Annotated in this window: 22 protein-coding genes; 14 read left to right on the top strand and 8 right to left on the bottom strand. The window is 53.3% G+C overall.

Features of this window, described 5'->3' with window-relative positions; all coding sequences use genetic code 11:
* The first annotated feature begins 50 nt into the window (after positions 1-50).
* Entirely contained in the window at positions 51-926 is an 876-nt protein-coding gene (gene rluB / locus FU672_RS01195; RefSeq protein WP_023312076.1) for a 23S rRNA pseudouridine(2605) synthase RluB, read from the top strand.
* A gap of 35 nt (positions 927-961) precedes the next feature.
* On the opposite strand, the gene cobO is transcribed toward rluB, so the two are convergent.
* Positions 962-1,552, bottom strand: coding sequence for a cob(I)yrinic acid a,c-diamide adenosyltransferase (cobO, locus tag FU672_RS01190; protein WP_024907116.1), 591 nt, complete (start codon positions 1,550-1,552; stop codon positions 962-964).
* On the bottom strand, positions 1,549-2,310 hold the full coding sequence (locus tag FU672_RS01185; RefSeq protein ID WP_148241841.1) for a YciK family oxidoreductase: 762 nt from the start codon (positions 2,308-2,310) through the stop codon (positions 1,549-1,551). The genes cobO and FU672_RS01185 overlap by 4 nt, the downstream gene beginning before the upstream one ends.
* Positions 2,311-2,561: 251 nt before the next feature.
* On the opposite strand from FU672_RS01185, the gene sohB reads away from it, so the two are divergent.
* Positions 2,562-3,608 carry a protease SohB gene (gene sohB / locus FU672_RS01180; protein ID WP_148241840.1) on the top strand — a complete coding sequence of 349 codons (1,047 nt, stop codon included), beginning with the start codon at positions 2,562-2,564 and terminating at the stop codon, positions 3,606-3,608.
* Between the two features lie 34 nt (positions 3,609-3,642).
* On the opposite strand, the gene FU672_RS01175 is transcribed toward sohB, so the two are convergent.
* Positions 3,643-3,894: a YciN family protein gene (locus FU672_RS01175; RefSeq protein WP_023312072.1), complete on the bottom strand. Its 252-nt coding sequence runs from the start codon at positions 3,892-3,894 to the stop codon at positions 3,643-3,645.
* 399 nt (positions 3,895-4,293) lie between these two features.
* Here FU672_RS01175 and topA point away from each other — a divergent pair, with 399 nt between their 5' ends.
* The 6 genes from topA (at position 4,294) to acnA (ending at position 11,779) form a co-directional block, all read left to right on the top strand.
* Positions 4,294-6,891 carry a type I DNA topoisomerase gene (topA, locus tag FU672_RS01170; RefSeq protein WP_047651111.1) on the top strand — a complete coding sequence of 866 codons (2,598 nt, stop codon included), beginning with the start codon at positions 4,294-4,296 and terminating at the stop codon, positions 6,889-6,891.
* 187 nt (positions 6,892-7,078) lie between these two features.
* Entirely contained in the window at positions 7,079-8,053 is a 975-nt protein-coding gene (cysB, locus tag FU672_RS01165; RefSeq protein WP_008502814.1) for an HTH-type transcriptional regulator CysB, read from the top strand.
* A gap of 338 nt (positions 8,054-8,391) precedes the next feature.
* The gene (locus tag FU672_RS01160; RefSeq protein WP_213327741.1) at positions 8,392-8,532 is read left to right on the top strand and encodes a YmiA family putative membrane protein; all 141 of its coding nucleotides are present in this window, start codon (positions 8,392-8,394) and stop codon (positions 8,530-8,532) included.
* A 2-nt stretch (positions 8,533-8,534) separates the two neighbouring features.
* A complete protein-coding gene (locus FU672_RS25530; RefSeq protein WP_032656727.1) occupies positions 8,535-8,705 on the top strand; it encodes a YciX family protein in 171 nt (56 codons plus the stop codon).
* Between the two features lie 138 nt (positions 8,706-8,843).
* Positions 8,844-8,942: a small membrane protein YmiC gene (gene ymiC / locus FU672_RS25055; protein ID WP_032623144.1), complete on the top strand. Its 99-nt coding sequence runs from the start codon at positions 8,844-8,846 to the stop codon at positions 8,940-8,942.
* Positions 8,943-9,103: 161 nt separating this feature from the next.
* A complete protein-coding gene (gene acnA / locus FU672_RS01155; RefSeq protein WP_148241839.1) occupies positions 9,104-11,779 on the top strand; it encodes an aconitate hydratase AcnA in 2,676 nt (891 codons plus the stop codon).
* A gap of 37 nt (positions 11,780-11,816) precedes the next feature.
* Here the strand turns inward: acnA and ribA are convergent, their stop codons facing one another.
* Positions 11,817-12,407, bottom strand: a complete 591-nt coding sequence (ribA, locus tag FU672_RS01150; protein ID WP_047344622.1) for a GTP cyclohydrolase II — start codon at positions 12,405-12,407, stop codon at positions 11,817-11,819.
* Between the two features lie 197 nt (positions 12,408-12,604).
* On the opposite strand from ribA, the gene pgpB reads away from it, so the two are divergent.
* The 5 genes from pgpB to yciH all read left to right on the top strand — a co-directional run bounded on the left by pgpB (position 12,605) and on the right by yciH (position 16,254).
* Positions 12,605-13,372 carry a phosphatidylglycerophosphatase B gene (gene pgpB, locus FU672_RS01145; RefSeq protein ID WP_148241838.1) on the top strand — a complete coding sequence of 256 codons (768 nt, stop codon included), beginning with the start codon at positions 12,605-12,607 and terminating at the stop codon, positions 13,370-13,372.
* 148 nt (positions 13,373-13,520) lie between these two features.
* Positions 13,521-13,829, top strand: a complete 309-nt coding sequence (locus FU672_RS01140; RefSeq protein WP_023312067.1) for a LapA family protein — start codon at positions 13,521-13,523, stop codon at positions 13,827-13,829.
* A gap of 6 nt (positions 13,830-13,835) precedes the next feature.
* Positions 13,836-15,005, top strand: coding sequence for a lipopolysaccharide assembly protein LapB (gene lapB, locus FU672_RS01135; RefSeq protein ID WP_023335944.1), 1,170 nt, complete (start codon positions 13,836-13,838; stop codon positions 15,003-15,005).
* A 185-nt stretch (positions 15,006-15,190) separates the two neighbouring features.
* Entirely contained in the window at positions 15,191-15,928 is a 738-nt protein-coding gene (pyrF, locus tag FU672_RS01130) for an orotidine-5'-phosphate decarboxylase (RefSeq protein WP_148241837.1), read from the top strand.
* The gene (yciH, locus tag FU672_RS01125; protein WP_148241836.1) at positions 15,928-16,254 is read left to right on the top strand and encodes a stress response translation initiation inhibitor YciH; all 327 of its coding nucleotides are present in this window, start codon (positions 15,928-15,930) and stop codon (positions 16,252-16,254) included. The genes pyrF and yciH overlap by 1 nt, the downstream gene beginning before the upstream one ends.
* 105 nt (positions 16,255-16,359) lie before the next feature.
* Here yciH and osmB read toward each other — a convergent pair whose 3' ends face one another.
* The 3 genes from osmB to FU672_RS01110 all read right to left on the bottom strand — a co-directional run bounded on the left by osmB (position 16,360) and on the right by FU672_RS01110 (position 17,819).
* Entirely contained in the window at positions 16,360-16,578 is a 219-nt protein-coding gene (gene osmB, locus FU672_RS01120) for an osmotically-inducible lipoprotein OsmB (RefSeq protein WP_008501216.1), read from the bottom strand.
* A 262-nt stretch (positions 16,579-16,840) separates the two neighbouring features.
* The gene (gene yciT, locus FU672_RS01115; protein ID WP_023312063.1) at positions 16,841-17,593 is read right to left on the bottom strand and encodes a DNA-binding transcriptional regulator YciT; all 753 of its coding nucleotides are present in this window, start codon (positions 17,591-17,593) and stop codon (positions 16,841-16,843) included.
* A 43-nt stretch (positions 17,594-17,636) separates the two neighbouring features.
* On the bottom strand, positions 17,637-17,819 hold the full coding sequence (locus FU672_RS01110; protein ID WP_148242120.1) for a YciZ family protein: 183 nt from the start codon (positions 17,817-17,819) through the stop codon (positions 17,637-17,639).
* Between the two features lie 193 nt (positions 17,820-18,012).
* On the opposite strand from FU672_RS01110, the gene FU672_RS01105 reads away from it, so the two are divergent.
* Positions 18,013-18,882 carry a crotonase/enoyl-CoA hydratase family protein gene (locus FU672_RS01105; RefSeq protein ID WP_148241835.1) on the top strand — a complete coding sequence of 290 codons (870 nt, stop codon included), beginning with the start codon at positions 18,013-18,015 and terminating at the stop codon, positions 18,880-18,882.
* On the opposite strand, the gene pdeR is transcribed toward FU672_RS01105, so the two are convergent.
* Positions 18,879-20,870 (bottom strand): cyclic di-GMP phosphodiesterase, encoded by a 1,992-nt coding sequence (gene pdeR, locus FU672_RS01100; RefSeq protein WP_148241834.1) that lies wholly within the window; start codon positions 20,868-20,870, stop codon positions 18,879-18,881. The two genes, FU672_RS01105 and pdeR, sit on opposite strands and share 4 nt — an antisense overlap.
* Between the last annotated feature and the right edge of the window lie 213 nt (positions 20,871-21,083).

Here is a 21,083-nt window from a genome sequence, read left to right as displayed (position 1 = left end):
TTTTAGAAAGTACACCAGACGCCTGTGAAGGCGACACCTGAGGAAGCTCAATGAGCGAGAAGTTACAGAAAGTGCTGGCGCGCGCCGGCCACGGCTCACGCCGTGAAATCGAAGCCATTATTGAAGCGGGCCGCGTGAGTGTGGACGGTAAAATCGCCACGCTGGGTGACCGCGTTGAAATCGTACCGGGGCTGAAGATCCGCATCGACGGTCATCTTATCTCCGTGAAAGAGTCCGCTGAACAAATCTGTCGCGTGCTGGCTTACTACAAGCCGGAAGGCGAACTGTGCACCCGCAACGACCCGGAAGGTCGTCCGACGGTGTTTGACCGTCTGCCTAAACTGCGCGGCGCTCGCTGGATTGCCGTCGGTCGTCTGGACGTAAACACCTGCGGTCTGCTGCTGTTTACCACCGATGGTGAACTGGCTAATCGTCTGATGCATCCAAGCCGTGAAGTGGAACGTGAATACGCGGTGCGCGTATTTGGCCAGGTTGATGAGAATAAACTGCGCGATCTGTCGCGTGGCGTTCAGCTGGAAGACGGTCCTGCGGCGTTCAAAACCATCAAGTTTACCGGTGGGGAAGGCATTAACCAGTGGTACAACGTGACCCTGACCGAAGGCCGCAACCGCGAGGTGCGTCGTCTCTGGGAAGCGGTAGGCGTCCAGGTGAGCCGTCTGATCCGTGTCCGTTACGGCGACATTCTGCTGCCGAAAGGTCTGCCACGCGGCGGGTATACCGAACTGGATCTGACCCAAACCAACTACCTTCGCGAGCTGGTCGGCCTGACGCCGGAAACCACCTCAAAAGTGGCGGTGGAAAAAGACCGTCGTCGCATGAAGGCGAATCAGATCCGTCGTGCGGTGAAGCGCCACAGCCAGGTGAGCAGCAGCCGCCGCTCCGGCAGCCGTAATAACAATGGTTAATGTAAAAGCCCGGTCAACGCACCGGGCTTTTTTCTTTAGTAATCAACGCCAATTTGCGCTTTGATGCCCGCATCAAATGCGTGTTTGACCGGACGCAGCTCGCTGACGGTATCGGCCATCTCCAGAATATCCCGATGACACCCGCGCCCCGTGACGATAACCGTCTGGTGTACAGGACGGTTCTTCAGAGCATCCAGCACGGCTTCCAGCGGCAGGTAGTCGTAGGCGACCATATAGGTGATCTCATCCAGCAGAACCATGTTCAGCGAGGGATCGGCCAGCATTCTCTTTGCATGCTCCCAGACGGCGAGGCAGGCGGCAGTGTCCGTTTCCCGGTTCTGGGTATTCCACGTAAACCCGGTCGCCATGACCTGAAACTCGACGCCGTGAGGCTCGAGTAAATTCCGCTCGCCGTTGGGCCATGTGCCTTTAATAAACTGGATCACGCCCACTTTTTGTCCGTGACCGACGGCGCGTGTCGCCGTGCCGAATGCGGCGGTGGTTTTCCCCTTGCCGTTGCCGGTAAAGACGATGACGATCCCACGCTCGTCCTGGGCCGCCGCGACGCGCGCATCGACCTGTTCTTTCAGACGCTGCTGGCGCTGCTGATGACGTTCTTCACTCATTGCGAAATTCCTGGTTTACGGCCCGGCTGGGCGTCAAAGGTCATCCCGGTTTTGCGGCGGCTGTCGTCGCCCATCAGCCAGAGATAGAGCGGCATAATGTCTGCAGGGGTTTTCAGCTTCTGCGGATCTTCGCTCGGGAACGCGCTGGCGCGCATTTTGGTGCGCGTACCGCCCGGGTTAATGCAGTTTACGCGCAGATGGCGGCTCTGGTACTCCTCCGCCAGCACCTGCATCATGCCTTCGGTCGCGAATTTTGATACGGCATAGGCTCCCCAGTTTGCGCGTCCCTCACGGCCAACGCTGGAAGAGGTAAAGACCAGGGACCCTGACTCGGATTTCAGTAATAAAGGAAGCAATGCCTGCGTAAGGAAGAACGTGCCGTTAACGTTGACCTGCATCACCTGCTGCCAGATATCAGGATCCTGTTCATCCATCGGACGCACTTCACCTAACAAACCGGCGTTATGCAGCACGCCGTCGAGTCTCGGATAGTGGGCGCTGATGCGCTGGGCTAATTCCTGGCACACCGTGGGCGTGCAGGTCAGCAAATCCAGTGTATACCACGGGGCCGGTGTGCCACATACAGCCTCAATCTCCTGAGCGACGTTTTTCAGTTTTTCTTCGTTGCGCCCGATCAGAATGACGTTCGCGCCGTATTCGGCGTATGTCAGGGCCGCCTCGCGGCCAATCCCGTCGCTGGCACCAGTGACAAGAATAATCCGGTTTTGCAGCAGATTTTTTTGCGGTTGATAATGCACGGTGACTCCTCAGGCGACCGGTGACGCAATGACGCCTTTATGATGACTTTTCGGCTTTATGCCCGAATTAGCCTAATAATTCAATCAGTCTACAGGACGCATTACTGTAAAATTAACAATTTGCAAATATTTAAACTCCAGGCCGGGGATTCCTGAAGGCGGCTCGCAGAGGTAATGTCACGAGCGAGACGCATGGGCAGGGCTGATGTACACTGCCGTGAAAGATTCGTGGTTAAATCAAGGTGGAACGCGTGGAATTACTTTCTCAATATGGGTTGTTTTTGGCCAAAATCGCGACGGTGGTGATTGCCATTGCGGTGGTTGCCGTTCTGATTGTCAACCTGACGCAGCGCAAGCGTCAGCGTGGGGAGTTACGCATCACCCGCCTGAGTGAGCAGTATAAAGAGATGCAGGAAGAGATGTCTCTGGCGCTGCTTGATAGTCATCAACAGAAACTCTGGCTGAAAGCGCAGAAGAAAAAGCATAAACAGGAAGCCAAAGCGGCAAAGGCAAAAGCGAAGCTCAATGTGCCGCAGGATAAGGCTACGCCACGTGTCTATGTGCTCGATTTTAAAGGCAGTATGGATGCCCATGAAGTTTCCTCTCTGCGGGAGGAAGTGACTGCCGTTCTGGCCGTGGCGACACCGCAGGATCAGGTTGTCGTGCGTCTTGAAAGCCCGGGCGGGGTGGTTCACGGTTACGGACTGGCAGCCTCACAGCTGCAGCGCCTGCGTGAAAAACAGATCCCGCTGACCGTGGCCGTGGATAAAGTGGCAGCCAGCGGTGGCTATATGATGGCCTGTGTGGCGGACAAAATTGTTGCCGCGCCGTTCTCCATTATTGGGTCGATCGGCGTGGTCGCGCAAATTCCGAACTTTAACCGCTTCCTGAAAAATAAAGAGATTGATATCGAACTTCACACGGCGGGTCAGTACAAACGTACCCTGACGCTGCTGGGGGAAAACACGGAAGAAGGGCGTCAAAAATTCCGTGAAGACCTCAACGAAACGCATCACCTCTTTAAAGATTTTGTGCACCGTATGCGTCCGACGCTCGATATTGAACAGGTCGCGACAGGGGAGCACTGGTACGGCGTCCAGGCGCAGGAGAAAGGGCTGGTGGATGAAGTTGGAACCAGCGACGATCTGCTACTCAACCTGATGGAAGGCCGGGAACTGGTGGGCGTGCGCTTTACCCAGCGTAAGCGACTCCTTGACCGCTTTACCAACAGCGCGGCAGAAAGTGCGGACCGCCTGCTGCTTCGCTGGCTACAGCGTGGACAAAAACCGCTGCTGTAAACAAAAACGCGAGGCACATGCCTCGCGTTTTGCGTTAATCGACCAGGTGATATTTCTCGGAAAGCGTATGCGCCAGGTATTTGAACATGTTAAACACGGCGGTGCTTTTCGGGGTCGGCAACCCCTGTTCGTCAAGGAAGTATTCGCCGCTGAAAATCAGCACGCCATTACGCTGCTCTACACCGGTGGCTTCAATGCCCGCCAGCGTATCTTCATGGTCACGGATAAGCTTGTTTGCTTCGATAAGCAGAGAGGCTCGGTCAATAGGTTGGGTCGTATTCTGCATAATCCACTCCTTAAACAGTGACAATAGTCTACGCCGAGGGCGCTTTGGGGGCAAATTTTCCCTGTAATGTGAGGGGATAAGGTGCAGGGGCCTGGCTGGCGGGATTTGCTTTTGCATGCTAATAAAGTTGCGTAACGAATTTTATCAGGTAGAGTGTGCGCTTTCGTCATTCTGGCAACAGAATTGCTTGACATTCAACCGGGAATTCGTCACGAATTACACGAGATGTGAGAAAAATACCCGAAAACTCAATCACCTGGGCGTCTTTTCTTTAACGCCCGGTAAGACAAAGGGGTTGATATCTCCTGACGCAGTCGCAATATCATTGGCTCGTCGTCAGCGGAAGGGAAATCAACGTGCGGCGTATTCCTGGAAGAATTAAATTAGGTAAAGGTGAATATGGGTAAAGCTCTCGTCATCGTTGAGTCCCCGGCAAAAGCCAAAACGATCAATAAGTATCTGGGTAATGACTACGTGGTTAAGTCCAGCGTGGGTCATATCCGCGATTTGCCGACCAGTGGCTCAGCCAGCAAAAAGAGCGCAGACTCTACCTCCACCAAAGGGGCTAAAAAGCCTAAAAAGGATGAACGTAGCGCGCTTGTCAACCGCATGGGTGTGAACCCATGGCATAACTGGGATGCACAATATGAAGTGCTGCCCGGGAAAGAAAAAGTCGTTAACGAGCTGAAGCAGCTTGCTGAAAAAGCAGACCACATCTATCTCGCAACCGACCTTGACCGCGAAGGGGAAGCCATTGCGTGGCACCTGCGGGAAGTGATCGGTGGTGATGACAAACGCTACAGCCGTGTAGTGTTTAACGAAATTACGAAGAATGCGATTCGTCAGGCGTTTGAGAAGCCGGGCGAACTGAATATTGACCGTGTAAACGCACAGCAGGCACGTCGCTTTATGGACCGCGTTGTGGGCTACATGGTTTCTCCACTGCTGTGGAAGAAGATTGCCCGTGGCCTGTCCGCAGGTCGTGTGCAGTCCGTCGCCGTGCGTCTGGTCGTTGAGCGTGAGCGCGAAATTAAAGCCTTCGTGCCGGAAGAGTTCTGGGAAGTCGACGCCAATGTGACCACGCCGGGCGGTGACGCTCTGCCGCTGCAGGTAAGCCATCACAACGATAAGCCTTTCCGTCCAGAAAACCGCGACCAGACCATGGCCGCCGTAGCGCTGCTGGAAAAAGCACGCTATCAGGTGCTGGAACGTGAAGACAAACCGACCAGCAGCAAGCCCGGTGCTCCGTTTATTACCTCTACGCTGCAACAGGCTGCAAGCACGCGTCTGGGTTATGGCGTGAAGAAAACCATGATGATGGCTCAGCGCCTGTATGAAGCGGGCTACATCACCTACATGCGTACCGACTCAACCAACCTGAGCCAGGACGCGGTCAACATGGTGCGCGGCTACATCAGTGACAATTTCGGTAAGAAATACCTGCCGGAAAGCGCTAACCAGTTCGCCAGCAAAGAGAACTCTCAGGAAGCACACGAAGCGATTCGTCCTTCTGACGTCTCTGTGTTAGCGGAATCGCTGAAAGACATGGAAGCCGACGCGCAGAAGCTGTATCAGCTGATCTGGCGCCAGTTCGTGGCGTGCCAGATGACCCCAGCGCAGTACGATTCCACCACGCTGACCGTTGGCGCGGGTGAGTTCCGTCTCAAAGCGCGCGGTCGTATCCTGCGTTTCGACGGCTGGACGAAAGTGATGCCTGCGCTGCGTAAAGGTGATGAAGACCGAACGTTGCCGGCGGTGAACAAAGGGGATGAGCTCTCGCTGGTTGACCTCGTGCCAGCCCAGCACTTCACCAAACCGCCTGCGCGCTTCAGTGAAGCATCCCTGGTGAAAGAGCTGGAAAAACGCGGAATTGGCCGTCCGTCGACCTACGCGTCCATCATCTCGACGATTCAGGACCGTGGCTACGTACGCGTTGAAAACCGCCGTTTCTATGCGGAAAAAATGGGTGAGATCGTCACCGACCGTCTGGAAGCTAACTTCCGCGAGTTGATGAATTACGATTTCACCGCGCAAATGGAAGACAGCCTCGACCAGGTTGCCAGCCATCAGGCGGAATGGAAAAAGGTACTCGACAGCTTCTTTAGCGACTTTACCGACCAGCTTGAAAAAGCTGAGAAAGATCCTGAAGAGGGCGGCATGCTGCCTAACCAGATGGTTCTGACCAGCATCGACTGCCCAACCTGCGGCCGCAAGATGGGGATCCGCACCGCAACCACGGGCGTCTTCCTTGGCTGCTCCGGCTACGCGCTGTCACCAAAAGAGCGCTGCAAAACCACCATTAACCTGGTGCCTGAGAACGAAGTTCTCAACGTGCTGGAAGGTGACGATGCGGAAACTAACGCTCTGCGTGCTAAACGCCGCTGCAAGAAATGCGGCACAGCAATGGACAGCTACCTGATCGATCCAAAACGTAAACTGCACGTCTGCGGTAATAACCCAACGTGTGACGGGTATGAGATCGAAGAGGGCGAGTTCCGCATTAAAGGCTATGACGGCCCGATTGTGGAGTGCGAGAAGTGTGGCTCTGAAATGCACCTGAAAATGGGGCGTTTCGGCAAGTACATGGCCTGTACCAACGACGAGTGTAAAAACACGCGTAAAATCCTGCGTAACGGTGAAGTGGCTCCGCCGAAGGAAGATCCGGTTCCGCTACCAGAACTGCCGTGCGAGAAATCCGACGCGTACTTCGTGCTGCGTGACGGCGCTGCGGGTGTCTTCCTGGCCGCTAACACCTTCCCGAAATCGCGTGAAACGCGCGCGCCGCTGGTGGAAGAGTTGCATCGCTTCCGCGATCGTCTGCCTGAGAAACTGCGTTATCTGGCCGATGCGCCACAGCAGGATCCGGAAGGCAACAAAACCGTGGTACGGTTTAGCCGTAAAACAAAGCAGCAGTATGTTGCGGCCGAGAAAGAGGGTAAAGCGACCGGATGGTCAGCCTTCTTTGTTGATGGCAAATGGGTTGAAGGCAAGAAATAATCTTCCCTTACCGTAACTTACCTGTAAAAGGGCCGGATTTCCGGCCCTTTTTTATTGCCTTGTTATTATTTTTTGTTCCGTACTATACAGTCAGGCTATAAATGATATAGTGGTTATAGTTAACCTGTTTCTTATTATTAAATCGTCTTAAGCGATTGACCGCGTGCGCTAAATCGGATGGTCTGGCATGAAATTACAGCAGCTTCGTTATATCGTTGAGGTGGTGAATCATAACCTTAACGTCTCTTCTACCGCCGAGGGGTTATATACCTCGCAACCGGGCATCAGCAAACAAGTTCGTATGCTGGAGGACGAGTTAGGTATCCAGATATTTGCCCGCAGCGGTAAGCATCTCACCCAGGTGACGCCTGCGGGGCAGGAAATCATCCGCATTGCGCGGGAAGTCCTCTCGAAAGTCGATGCGATTAAGTCTGTGGCGGGGGAACACACCTGGCCGGATAAAGGCTCGCTGTATATTGCCACGACGCATACCCAGGCGCGCTATGCGCTACCCGGTGTGATTAAAGGCTTTATTGAGCGTTATCCTCGCGTCTCTTTGCATATGCACCAGGGCTCGCCAACGCAAATTGCTGAAGCCGTTTCCAAGGGTAATGCAGACTTTGCCATCGCCACCGAAGCGCTTCACCTGTATGACGATCTGGTCATGCTGCCATGCTACCACTGGAACCGTTCTATCGTGGTGACCCCCGATCACCCCCTGGCGGGTAAAGGGTCGGTCACTATCGAAGAGCTGGCGCAATATCCTTTAGTGACGTATACGTTTGGCTTTACCGGACGGTCCGAGCTTGATACGGCCTTTAACCGGGCAGGGTTAACGCCGCGCATTGTCTTTACCGCGACGGATGCCGACGTGATTAAAACCTATGTGCGGCTTGGTCTGGGGGTGGGCGTCATTGCCAGCATGGCGGTGGATCCGGTGTCAGACCCTGACCTGGTGCGTCTTGATGCCCATGATGTTTTCAGTCATAGCACCACAAAAATTGGATTCCGTCGCAGTACCTTCCTGCGCAGCTATATGTATGATTTTATTCAGCGCTTTGCCCCTCATTTAACGCGTGATGTGGTTGATACCGCCGTTGCATTACGCTCAAATGAAGATATTGAAGAGATGTTTAAAGACATCAAACTCCCCGAAAAATAATCACACCCGGTATCTTTCCCTTAGGGAAAGATACCGAAATAACGCCTCAAAGCTAAATTAGAATTATCATCATCTGAGCGTCTCCTGTCATATAATGTCATTATCCATTTAATCCGTAAGGTTATAATGTCGTGAATTGGCGACAAAAGTAGAAACTAATTTACGCCTTCGCAAATTTTTCTTTTCAATTATTTATTTCTGGTCAAAAGATTGAATATTTCATACCTCCCGGTGCGTAAATTCACTGGCTTTTCGGCTAAAGTTTCTTTAGGATTTATCTCAACAGATGATTAATTGTACCAATTGTTTGGTCCTAAATGATAAGCGATGTCGATTGTATGAGGTTAGCAATGCCTTCAGGAAGTGAAGAACCGCAAAGGGATCCTGCGCTCAAGCGTAAAGCCTGGCTGGCGGTCTTTCTCGTCTCTACCCTGTTTTGGGTGGTGGTTGCTCTCCTGGCCTGGAAATATTGGGGTTAAATATGGCAGTGACGGTACGTACAGAAACGGTAAAACAGATGTGTCAGCATCGTGACAACGGCCACAGAGGGCGTAAAGCACCTGCGACTGTTGTACCCGCGTCCTGGAAACTGACGCCGCAGCAGCAAGCGTTTATTGATGTGTTCGCAGAAGACGAACCCAAAAAACAATAATTTAGTTTATTGCGTAATGATGCAAATAGTCTGAATATCGACTCAGCACTTTTGTACTCTTTAATAAATACACATCAGCAATATAGCACTGAGGACAAACCTCGGAACTTTTTATAAATAATGCCTGGTGTCCCTATGATGAATAACATGACGTCTCACAAATACTGGTCATGGATCGGCGTTTTTACCGTGTCGATTCTGTTCTGGAGTCAGCTCATCTGGTTGGCCCTCCACTAAATTGTAAAACCTCGCTACGGCGGGGTTTTTTGTTTTCCCATTCTGGACCAATCCTAAATTTATCAATTTGGGTTGTTATCAAAACGTTACAACATCTTTGTGTTATCTTTAATTACGGCCCTGATGATTGTCGGGGCATCTCTGTGATTAAGGAGGAGCTTATGTCGTTAACCCTACGCGAAGCCAGTAAGGACACATTACAGGCAAAAAATAAAACCTGGCGTTACTACAGCCTGCCGCTGGCCGCCAGAACGCTTGGGGACATTTCGCGTTTACCCAAGTCATTGAAAGTTTTACTGGAAAATCTATTGCGCTGGCAGGACGGTGACTCTGTCACCCTCGATGATATCCAGGCGCTGGCAGGGTGGCTTAAGAACGCCCATGCCGATAAAGAAATCGCATACCGCCCGGCAAGGGTGCTGATGCAGGATTTTACCGGTGTCCCTGCCGTGGTTGATTTAGCCGCGATGCGCGAGGCCGTTAAGCGTCTAGGCGGTGATACGGCAAAAGTTAATCCGCTTTCCCCTGTTGACCTCGTCATTGACCACTCCGTAACCGTTGATCGCTTTGGTGATGACGATGCTTTTGGCGAGAACGTGCGTCTGGAGATGGAGCGTAACCACGAGCGCTACGTGTTCCTGAAGTGGGGGCAGCAGGCGTTTAGCCGGTTTAGCGTGGTCCCGCCAGGTACCGGTATTTGTCACCAGGTTAACCTTGAATATCTGGGTAAAGCCGTCTGGAGTGAATTGCAGGATAAAGAGTGGGTCGCTTATCCGGACACGCTGGTGGGCACGGACTCCCATACCACCATGATCAACGGTCTGGGCGTGCTGGGGTGGGGTGTCGGGGGTATCGAAGCGGAAGCAGCCATGCTCGGCCAGCCGGTGTCTATGCTTATCCCTGATGTGGTGGGCTTCAAGCTCACCGGTAAGCTGTCTGAAGGCATTACCGCCACCGATCTGGTGCTCACCGTCACTCAGATGCTGCGTAAGCACGGTGTGGTAGGCAAGTTTGTAGAATTCTACGGGGACGGACTCGATTCGCTCCCTCTGGCTGACCGCGCCACCATTGCCAATATGGCGCCAGAATATGGTGCAACCTGCGGCTTTTTCCCCATCGATGATGTCACGCTGGAATACATGCGCCTTAGCGGGCGCAGTGAAGAGCAGGTCGCGCTGGTGGAGGCCTATACCAAAGCGCAGGGCATGTGGCGAAACCCGGGCGATGAACCGGTATTCACCAGCACGCTTGAACTCGATATGGGAAGCGTCGAAGCGAGCCTCGCCGGGCCGAAACGTCCGCAGGATCGGGTTGCGCTGAGTGACGTGCCAAAAGCCTTTGCCGCCAGCAATGCGCTGGAAGTGAACGTGGCGCAGAAAGACCATCGTCCAGTCGATTATGTTCTGGACGGACATCAGTATCAGCTTCCGGATGGCGCGGTTGTTATTGCGGCCATTACCTCTTGCACCAACACCTCGAATCCCAGCGTATTGATGGCGGCCGGTTTGTTGGCGAAAAAGGCGGTAGAGCTTGGGCTAAAACCTCAGCCATGGGTCAAGGCCTCACTGGCGCCGGGTTCCAAAGTGGTGTCTGATTACCTGGCTCAGGCCAAACTGACGCCTTACCTTGACGAACTGGGCTTTAACCTCGTGGGCTACGGCTGTACGACCTGTATTGGTAACTCCGGTCCACTGCCTGAACCTATTGAAACGGCGATTAAGCAGGGTGACCTGACGGTAGGCGCGGTCCTGTCCGGTAACCGAAACTTTGAAGGGCGTATTCACCCGCTGGTGAAAACCAACTGGCTCGCCTCGCCGCCGCTGGTGGTCGCTTATGCCCTTGCAGGGAACATGAATGTCAACCTGGTGACCGACCCGATTGGTCACGATCGTAAGAACGACCCTGTCTACCTGAAAGATATCTGGCCATCTTCGCGCGAGATCGCACTGGCTGTTGAAAAGGTCTCAACCGAAATGTTCCGCAAAGAGTATGCGGAGGTCTTTGAAGGCACGCCGGAATGGAAAACCATCAACGTCGTTGGCTCAGATACCTATGACTGGCAGGATGACTCGACCTATATTCGTCTGTCGCCGTTCTTTGATGAGATGCTGGCCGAGCCGGCACCGCTTAAGGATATCCATGGCGCGCGCATACTGGCGATGCTGGGGGATTCTGTCACAACTGACCATATCTCTCCGGCGGGGAGTATCAAAGCCGATAGCCCGGCTGGCCGTTATCTGCAAAGCCGGGGCGTCGAACGTCGTGATTTTAACTCCTACGGATCGCGTCGCGGTAATCATGAAGTCATGATGCGCGGGACGTTTGCCAACATCCGCATTCGTAACGAAATGGTACCGGGCATAGAAGGGGGCATGACGCGCCATCTGCCGGGTACGGAAGTCGTTTCGATTTATGATGCGGCGGTCAAATATCAACAGGAAGGTACACCGCTGGCGGTGATCGCCGGGAAAGAGTACGGTTCCGGCTCAAGCCGTGACTGGGCGGCGAAAGGTCCGCGTCTGCTCGGCGTTCGCGTGGTCATCGCCGAATCGTTCGAACGTATTCACCGCTCGAATCTGATCGGCATGGGGATCCTGCCGCTCGAGTTCCCGCAGGGTGTAACGCGTAAAACGCTGGGACTGACCGGGGAAGAGCAGATTGAGATTAGCGGTCTGCAAAACCTGCAGCCAGGTAAAACGGTACCGGTGAAGTTAACGCGGGCAGACGGGAAAACCGAGGTGCTGGATTGCCGGTGTCGTATTGATACGGCAACCGAGCTGACCTATTACCAGAACGACGGCATTTTACATTATGTGATTCGTAAGATGCTGGACTGATGAGACGAGCCCGGCACCCGTGCCGGGCTTTTTTGCATCACTCTTTCAGCAGATGGCCCATTTTGGCGGCTTTGGTATCAAGGTAGTGGGCGTTTTTCGGGTTACGACCGACAATCAGTGGTACACGCTCGACGATGTTGATCCCCGCTTCGCTCAGGATCTCCACTTTTTTCGGGTTATTGGTCAGCAGGCGAACTTCGTCCACGCCCAGCAGCTTGAACATATCGGCGCATAAGGTGAAATCACGTTCGTCAGCGGCAAAGCCGAGCTGATGATTTGCTTCAACCGTATCGTAGCCCTGGTCCTGAAGCGCGTAAGCGCGGATTTTATTCAGCAGACCAATATTACGACCTTCCTGACGGTGATAAAGCAGCACCCCGCGACCTTCTTCTGCAATATGAGACAGGGCGGCTTCCAGCTGGAAACCACAATCACAGCGCAGACTGAACAGCGCGTCGCCGGTAAGACACTCTGAATGGACGCGGGACAGCACCGGCGTCTGCCCTGAAATGTCGCCATACACCAACGCGACATGATCCTGTCCGGTTGCCAGTTCTTCAAAACCCACCATCAGGAAATCGCCCCATGGGGTTGGCAGTTTGGCTTCTGCCACACGTTTAAGCTGCATGTGATTCTCCAGAGTAGGCTGACACGTTTCGTGCCTTTGCCCTGTTTTGCTTTCTGTATCAGTTCATTTTGCCACAAGCTCAGCAGGTTCGCCTAATGGGCACCATGCTATATGAACGTTAAACGCACGATCCGACATCTCCACCCGGCGGATTAATTTCAGTTATGATTGTGACGCTTAGCGAAAAAGGAGAAGACATGCTTTCAATCGCCAGACGTACGGCAGCAGGTGCGGCCATTTTACTGATAATGCCCCTGGCCGTATGGCTTTCCGGCTGGATGTGGCAGCCCGGGCAGAACGCCATGTGGCTGAAAACGTTATACTGGATAACGGAAACGGTCACCCAGCCGTGGGGAATTATTACCCATGTACTCCTCTGCGCCTGGTTTCTGTGGTGCCTGCGCTTTCGTTTGCGCGCGGCGCTGATGCTCTTTGCGATCCTCGGTGGCGCTATCCTTGTCGGTCAGGGCGTGAAGTCCTGGGTTAAAGATCGCGTTCAGGAGCCGCGTCCATTTGTCGTCTGGCTGGAAAAAACGCATCATGTTCCGGTGGATGAGTTCTACAATTTAAAGCGTAAAGATCGCGGCGCACTGGTGAAAGAACAGCTTGCGGAACAGCAGGATATCCCGAAATTCTTGCGTAAACACTGGCAGAAAGAGACGGGGTTCGCGTTTCCTTCCGGTCACACCATGTTTGCGGCCAGTTGGGCGTTGCTGGGCGTTGGGCTGCTTTGGCCAAGGCGTCGAACGGTCACGCTCGTGATTTTACTGGTCTGGGCGACGGGGGTTATGGGCAGCCGCTTATTGCTGGGGATGCACTGGCCGCGGGATCTGGTCGTCGCCACGCTCATCTCATGGCTGCTGGTCATGCTGGCGACCTGGCTCACTGAACGATTCTGCGGCCCGCTAACGCCACCGCCAGAAGAGAAAGAAGAAATAGCCGAAAGGGACCAAACGGACGCCTGACGGTTGATATTCCGTATTTTGCCCATAGATCCATGACTGGCGCGTCACTTTTTCCGTTTCGCGCCCGTCGCTAAAATGGTAGTTTATAAGGCTGATTGCGGTGAGTTGAACACACTTTATTCGCTTGAACCACATAACGGGAAGTAATGTGAAATATTTACTCATTTTCTTACTGGTATTGGCGATTTTTGTCATTTCAGTCACGTTGGGTGCACAAAACGATCAGCAGGTGACGTTTAACTATCTGCTGGCTCAGGGTGAGTATCGCGTCTCGAGCCTGCTGGCGGTCTTATTTGCTGCCGGCTTTGCCATTGGCTGGCTGGTTTGCGGTCTGTTCTGGCTGAAAGTCCGTGTTTCTCTTGCGCGCGCTGAACGTAAAATTAAGCGACTCGAAAATAACATTGCCCCTGCGTCTGACATCCCGGAAAGCTCTGGTGTGCCGGTCGTGAAGGAATAATCGACTATGCTGGAGTTGTTGTTTCTGCTTTTGCCTGTAGCCGCAGCCTATGGCTGGTATATGGGCCGCAGAAGTGCGCAACAAACAAAACAGGATGAGGCCAACCGGCTCTCCCGCGACTACGTTGCGGGGGTGAACTTCCTCCTGAGCAATCAGCAGGACAAAGCGGTAGACCTGTTCCTCGATATGCTGAAAGAGGATACGGGGACGGTTGAAGCGCATCTCACCCTGGGTAACCTGTTCCGCTCGCGCGGCGAGGTCGATCGCGCCATTCGTATCCACCAGACCCTGATGGAAAGCGCCTCGCTAACCTATGATCAACGTCTCCTTGCGGTGCAACAGCTGGGGCGGGATTACATGGCTGCGGGCTTGTACGATCGCGCTGAAGATATGTTCGCGCAGCTGGTGGACGAAACAGATTTCCGCATCGGCGCGCTGCAGCAACTCCTGCAGATTTATCAGGCCACCAGCGACTGGCAGAAAGCCATTGATACCGCTGAGCGTCTGGTGAAGCTGGGTAAAGATAAGCAGCGCGTTGAGATAGCCCATTTCTACTGTGAGCTTGCTCTTCAACAGATGGGCAACGATGACATGGATAAAGCCATGGCGCTGTTGAAGAAAGGCGCCGCCGCGGACCGCAACAGCGCGCGAATCTCCATCATGATGGGGCGCGTCTTCATGGCGAATGGCGATTACGCCAAAGCCGTTGAAAGCCTGCTGCGGGTTATCGACCAGGACAAAGAGCTGGTCAGTGAAACGCTGGAAATGCTGCAAACCTGCTATCAACAGCTCGACAAGCAGGAAGAGTGGGTAGCATTCCTGCGTCGTTGCGTGGAAGAAAATACCGGCGCCACCGCTGAACTGATGCTCTCTGACGTTGTTGAGCAGTATGAGGGAAGCGACACCGCGCAGGTGTATATTACGCGTCAGCTGCAGCGTCATCCGACCATGCGGGTATTCCATAAGCTAATGGATTACCACCTGAACGATGCTGAAGAAGGGCGCGCCAAAGAGAGCCTGATGGTGCTGCGCGACATGGTTGGCGAGCAGGTGCGCAGCAAGCCGCGCTATCGTTGCCAGAAGTGTGGTTTTACCGCATATACGCTCTACTGGCACTGTCCTTCCTGCCGCGCCTGGTCCACCATCAAGCCAATTCGTGGCCTGGACGGGCAGTAATTTTTTAAAACACCCCAATTTAGTTACAACATACTGATGATTTTTACCGTGTCCTGCACGCCGTGCGATTTGCCGGCCTGGCAGGCGCGTAAATGGATCCTGTCAATTTGCGGCGGCGGCAGGTAGAATGCTGGCCGTTTATCTGTTCCGCGCCGCTGCGCGCCCATAGACGAAAAGGGCTGGTCATGACGTCTGTTACATCCTCCACTTCCCGCGTAATTACGGATTCTCCTGTTGTCGTTGCGCTTGATTACAATAAGCGTGACGCTGCACTGGCGTTTGTCGACGGCATCGACCCTCGCGACTGCCGTCTGAAAGTTGGCAAAGAGATGTTCACGCTGTTTGGACCGCAAATCGTTCGCGATCTGCAGCAGCGCGGCTTTGACGTTTTCCTCGACCTCAAATTCCATGATATCCCGAATACCACGGCGCACGCCGTTGCCGCAGCCGCAGAGCTGGGCGTATGGATGGTCAACGTCCATGCATCGGGTGGGGCAAGAATGATGACGGCTGCCCGTGAGGCACTCCTGCCGTTCGGTAAAGATGCACCGTTGCTGATTGCGGTCACCGTGCTGACCAGTATGGACGAAAACGATTTACGCGATCTGGGCGTGACGTTGTCACCCGCCGATCATGCTGAACGTCTCGCGCGTCTGACGCAACATTGCGGCCTGGATGGCGTCGTCTGCTCCGCGCAGGAAGCGGTACGTTTCAAATCAGCGCTGGGCCAGGATTTTAAACTGGTCACGCCGGGGATCCGTCCTGCTGGCAGCGACGTGGGCGATCAGCGCCGCATTATGACGCCTGAGCAGGCGCTGGCTGCTGGCGTTGACTACATGGTCATCGGGCGTCCGGTGACGCAGTCTGCCAATCCGGCTGAGACGCTTAAGGCTATCAACGCATCGCTGAAAAAGGGGGCGTAATGACCGATTCCAACAGCCGTCTGGTCTATTCAACCGATAGCGGGCGTATAGACGAACCGAAAGCGAAAGTGGAACGTCCTAAGGGGGACGGCATCGTTCGGATCCAGCGCCAGACCAGTGGACGAAAAGGGAAAGGGGTTTGCCTTATCTCCGGCATTGAACTGGATGATGCTGAACTGACAAAGCTGGCGGCCGAGTTGAAAAAGAAATGTGGCTGCGGCGGTGCCGTGAAAGACGGCATTATTGAAATCCAGGGGGATAAGCGCGATTTAATAAAATCTCTGCTGGAAGCCAAAGGGATGAAAGTCAAACTGGCGGGCGGCTAAAATAAATGAGCCACGGCAAATGCCGTGGCTCGTGTTATATACGTGCGTATGTCAGACCTGAAATGCGTTCAAATATCGCAATACCGGGGAAGGCTTAGATAATAATTATTTGCCAACCTGGTGACCGATAATACCACCGACAGCAGCGCCACCTAATGTACCCAGCGTACTACCATCCGTTAATACTGCACCACCGAGAGCACCGGCACCGGCACCAATAGCGGTGTTACGGTCACGTTTAGACCAGTTAGAGCACGCGCTCAGGGACATTGCTACAGTGATTGCCAGAACAGCGGCGGCTAATTTTTTGCTGGTTAAGGTCATAATACTTTCTCCTGAATTATCGATTCACGGAAAGATGTACACGTTAAGTATAGACGAATCGAATACTTAATTCTGTTCTCCGTGAAAGCTGGTCGCGCAGGCGTTACGTAATCACGCAGGTGATAGTCACTTCCTGTTATATCGCTAACATTAATTTTACGACTTTAATGCAGCTTAAACAGGTAAAAACTCTTAAAGAAGTACCAGGAATCATCTCAGAGAAAGACGGGTATATGCGCCCGAAATTCGGGCGCGGAGGGGCTCAGGCGGTCGTTTTAATAATATTGACGATCAGCCCGTCATCTTCCAGTTTATTACGGTGCGCGTCGCTCAACCGTTCGTCGGTAATCACGCGGCTAAAGCGTGAAACGGGGCCCATCGTATAAGGGTGAACGGCGCCAAATTTAGAGCTGTCGGTGAGCACAATCGCTTCACACTCTTTTTCCAGTACAGCATTCACAACGTCAGAGCGCATCATATCCCGGCCGGTAAAACCTGTCTCCGGTTGCCAGCCGTCAATGCCGATAAAGGCCTTGCTGAAATGAACCTGCTGGACATACTGACGGGTCAGCGGGCCTACCATGCTTTCGCTTTTTTTCTGGTAAATACCGCCCAGCAGAATCACCTCGCAGCGCGTCTCTTTAAGCAAATGCGCGATATAGCTACTGACGGTGATGATAGTAACGTCCTTTTGATCGGCAAGCGTGCGCGCCAGGAGGGCATTGCTGCTGCCGTTTTCAATAAAGACGGTCTCGCCGTTGTTTACCAGGGACGCGGCAAATTCCGCCAGTTCACGTTTGAGCGCGTAGTTATTCATCATGCGCGTCTCAACGTCATCACTGTCCAGCGGGACAGCATATCCGTGTGCGCGACGCAGGTAGCTCTGTTTTTCCAGCAGATTAAGATCCTGACGGATTGTGACTTCAGACACGCCGGTGGTTTTAGCGAGATCGACTACGCTTACGCGTCCCTGATCGATGACCATCTGCAAAATGAGTTGTTGTCGGGAATTCATAGCATCCATTTAATAAAGCGAAACGAGGTCGGAGACGGTGGGGTTAAACTTCCCACGGCGCTTTTGGCTGTCTGTTTTCAGGCGCACTGTCAGCGCTATTCTGAGCAAGAAGTTCAGACTTCAGGATCTCGAGATTACGGATAGCAGAGTGATAATCGCCTGCCACCAGGATATCCAGCACGGTATCAATTCGTTGTGCTACAGCTTGTGCGTCAATAGTAGACATCATCTCACCCCAGGCGCGAAAAGTTAATATTTTCAATGATGCAGAAATTAGGTTCAAAAGAGAAGGGAAAAAATGCAATAACTAAATTACATAAACGTAAGTGATAAATTTATTCCCCCTCATATAGCAGGCTTATTGAGTGGATTAGTCTAAAACTGCGCGCAAGGCGCTTTTTTATAAGAGGAATTAGACTATGACAGTTATCAATCAGCCTGGCTGCACACTGTTTACCGATACTGAACGGTTCACGCAGCTGTCAGGGTATTATGAGGCGGAGCGTCACACAGTCTGGATGATGCTGCGGGCTCAACCACGTCCTTGCTTTAACCATGCGTTAATTGAGGAAATCATGAACTTTTCATGGCTGGTTCGCCAGTCTGGCTTTGCGGTTGATTTTTGGGTAACCGGATCGCTGGTACCCGAGATGTACAATGTGGGCGGTGATTTACAGTTCTTCGTCGAGTGCATTCAGAACGGACGTCGGGAAGCGTTACGGGCGTACGCTCGCGCCTGCGTTGATTGTGTCCATGCGGCCTCACGGGGGTTTGATACGGGGGCCATCTCTCTGGCAATGGTCGAAGGCAGTGCGTTAGGGGGCGGGTTTGAGGCCGCTCTGGCTCACCATTTCGTACTGGCTCAGCGCGATGCCCGTTTAGGTTTTCCGGAGATTGCCTTCAACCTGTTTCCGGGTATGGGAGGATATTCCCTGGTTGCACGTCGTTCAGGCATGAAGCTGGCGGAGGAACTCATTTACAAAGGGGAATCCCATACGGCTGAATGGTACGAACAGCACGGGCTGGTGGATGTCCTGTTTGTACCAGGACAAAGCTATGTCTCCACCCGAACCTTCATCGATACGCTGCGGCCAAAACTGAATGGCGTAAGGGCAATGCTGCGCGCCCGGACGCGCGTTCTGCAATTGCCTCGCAGTGAACTGATGGACATCACGGAAGACTGGGTTGATGCTGCTTTCAGCCTGGAGCCGAAAGATATCGCCTACATGGAGCGTCTGGTCACGCTGCAAAACCGCCATCACGCGGCGGGCTTGCGTAAAGCCAGTTAGCGTTGATTTCGCGCTTGATATCGTTTTAGCCATCGCTCGAATGCGGCAGCGGGCATCGGCTTAGCAAACAGAAAACCCTGCCGTTCGTTGACGCCGTTCTTGGTCAGAAAGGCGTCTTCTTTTGCATTTTCCACGCCTTCGGCAATCACCTGCAGATTTAACGCCTGCGCCACCGCGACGATAGCGCGCACCAGAGACTGGGAGATGGACTGCTTATGAATATCCCTGACAAAAGATTGATCGAGCTTAATGGCGTCGATAGGGAAGCGGGCCAGCTGAGAAAGGGAAGAGTAGCCGGTGCCAAAATCGTCCAGATGAATTTGCGCTCCGAGTCGGCTGAACTGCTGGATCACGGACAGCGCCAGCTCTTCATTCTCGATAAGACAGCTTTCGGTTAATTCAACGTCGACAGGGCAGTATTCAAAATTCAGATCCTTCAGCGCCTGCTTTAAGTCACTGAAGATAGTCTGGTCGGCCAGCTGGCGTGCAGAGACGTTCACCGCCACGCGCAGGTTTATTCCCTTATCGCGCCATTTCGCCACCTGGCGAACCACATCAAGCATCACCCAGCGGCCCAGCGGCACAATCAACCCCGACTCCTCGGCATAAGAGATAAACTCCAGAGGCGGGATCAAGCCGCGTTCTGGTGATTGCCAGCGGACCAGCGCTTCAAGGCTTCTGACTTCCCCGCGCCAGGTTATTTTCGGCTGATAGTGGATCAGAAGCTGATCGTTATCCAGGGCCTTACGCAGGTTAGTATCCAGCCAGAGATACTCAAACACGCGCTGGTTCATCTCGGGGGAGAAGACGCAGAACTTGCCCCGGCCGTTCTCTTTGGCGGTGTACATGGCGGTATCGGCGTTACGAATGACGCTTTCCCGGTCGTTCCCATGCTGCGGGGCGAGGGCGATACCCAGGGAGCAGCCGGTATAAATCTCAATCAGGCCGATTCGGAACGGCTGGCGCAGACGGGTTAAAATACGCGATGCCATCGCCTCCAGAGAGCCCTGAGAGGTATTGGTGGCCATGACGATAAACTCATCACCGCCAAGTCGCGCCAGCACCTGTTCCTCATCCAGACAGCTCAAAATGGCAAGGGCGACAGCCTGTAACAGCTGATCGCCAAACATATGACCGTAAGCGTCGTTGACCTTTTTAAAATTATCCAGATCGAGATACACCACGCCGACCTGCGTGTCGCCGCGGGTGTCGATGGCGTCAGAAATCAGGTCGTGGATCGCATTACGGTTTGGCAAGCCGGTGATGGTATCGGTATTGGCCAGCACGCGCAGTCGCTCCTGAGCGCGGTGCTCCTCGGTAATATCGGTACCGGAACAGATAAGGAAAATTTCATTTTTGCCGCTGCCGCTGTGAACGAATTTGTTTCTGAACAGAAACAGCCGCTGCCCTTTACGCGTTTTGATCCAGCGTTCGACTTCGTACGAGCTGCCGTTGCGAAAAAAACCGGTAATATTGCGCTTTGAAGCTGCCGCTTCGCTACGGCTCATAAACAGCTTAAATACGTTCTGGCCAATTACTTCTTGTTCTTTCAGGCCGGTGTACTCTTCGCTAAGCCGATTAAAACGCTGAATATTGCCGTGCTGATCGAGAATAACAATGACGGAGTTGGCCTCTGAGACAACCTGCTCCGCGAAAGAGAGTCCCTGAGCCAGATCGCGTGCTACGGAGGGGGTATCGTTCCAGGCGGAAGCGGTTCCGGCCCACTCGTTACGGGTAATTTTACGGCCCACAAGATGAACCGGAACATCTTCCCCGTACAAGGAGAGCGACATTGAAATGCTGGAGGTAATAACGGTTAAATGACGGATGAGATCGGCCTGTTCATCATCCAGCGCCACGACCTGAGTGACATCGGCATTTTCGCTGGCAGAAAGGTGCAGAGCGTTGCTGTCAGCTGACAAGCGCCACCACGGGCTGTGAGTCCCCATGTAGCGAAACAGCAAATTCTGCTCCAGATCGTCCATCATGTTTTCTCCCTGTTTTCTTATAATAAAACGAGTCAGGTTAAAAAGGATACTGAGCGTATAAAAATTCACGTAACCGAATATAACAACACTCTTTTACTGTAGATAATTATGGCGGTTTTGGGCGAAGGGATACTGAAAATAGTAAGGAAAAATAATGATTTTGTGGCGGGGATAAAAAGAAAAATTGTCGGCCTTTCCGCAAAGGAAACGACC

The sequence above is a fragment of the Enterobacter asburiae genome (assembly GCF_008080435.1).
GTDB classification, from domain to species: domain Bacteria; phylum Pseudomonadota; class Gammaproteobacteria; order Enterobacterales; family Enterobacteriaceae; genus Enterobacter; species Enterobacter asburiae_C.
This window is presented reverse-complemented; position numbering and strand designations above follow the sequence as displayed.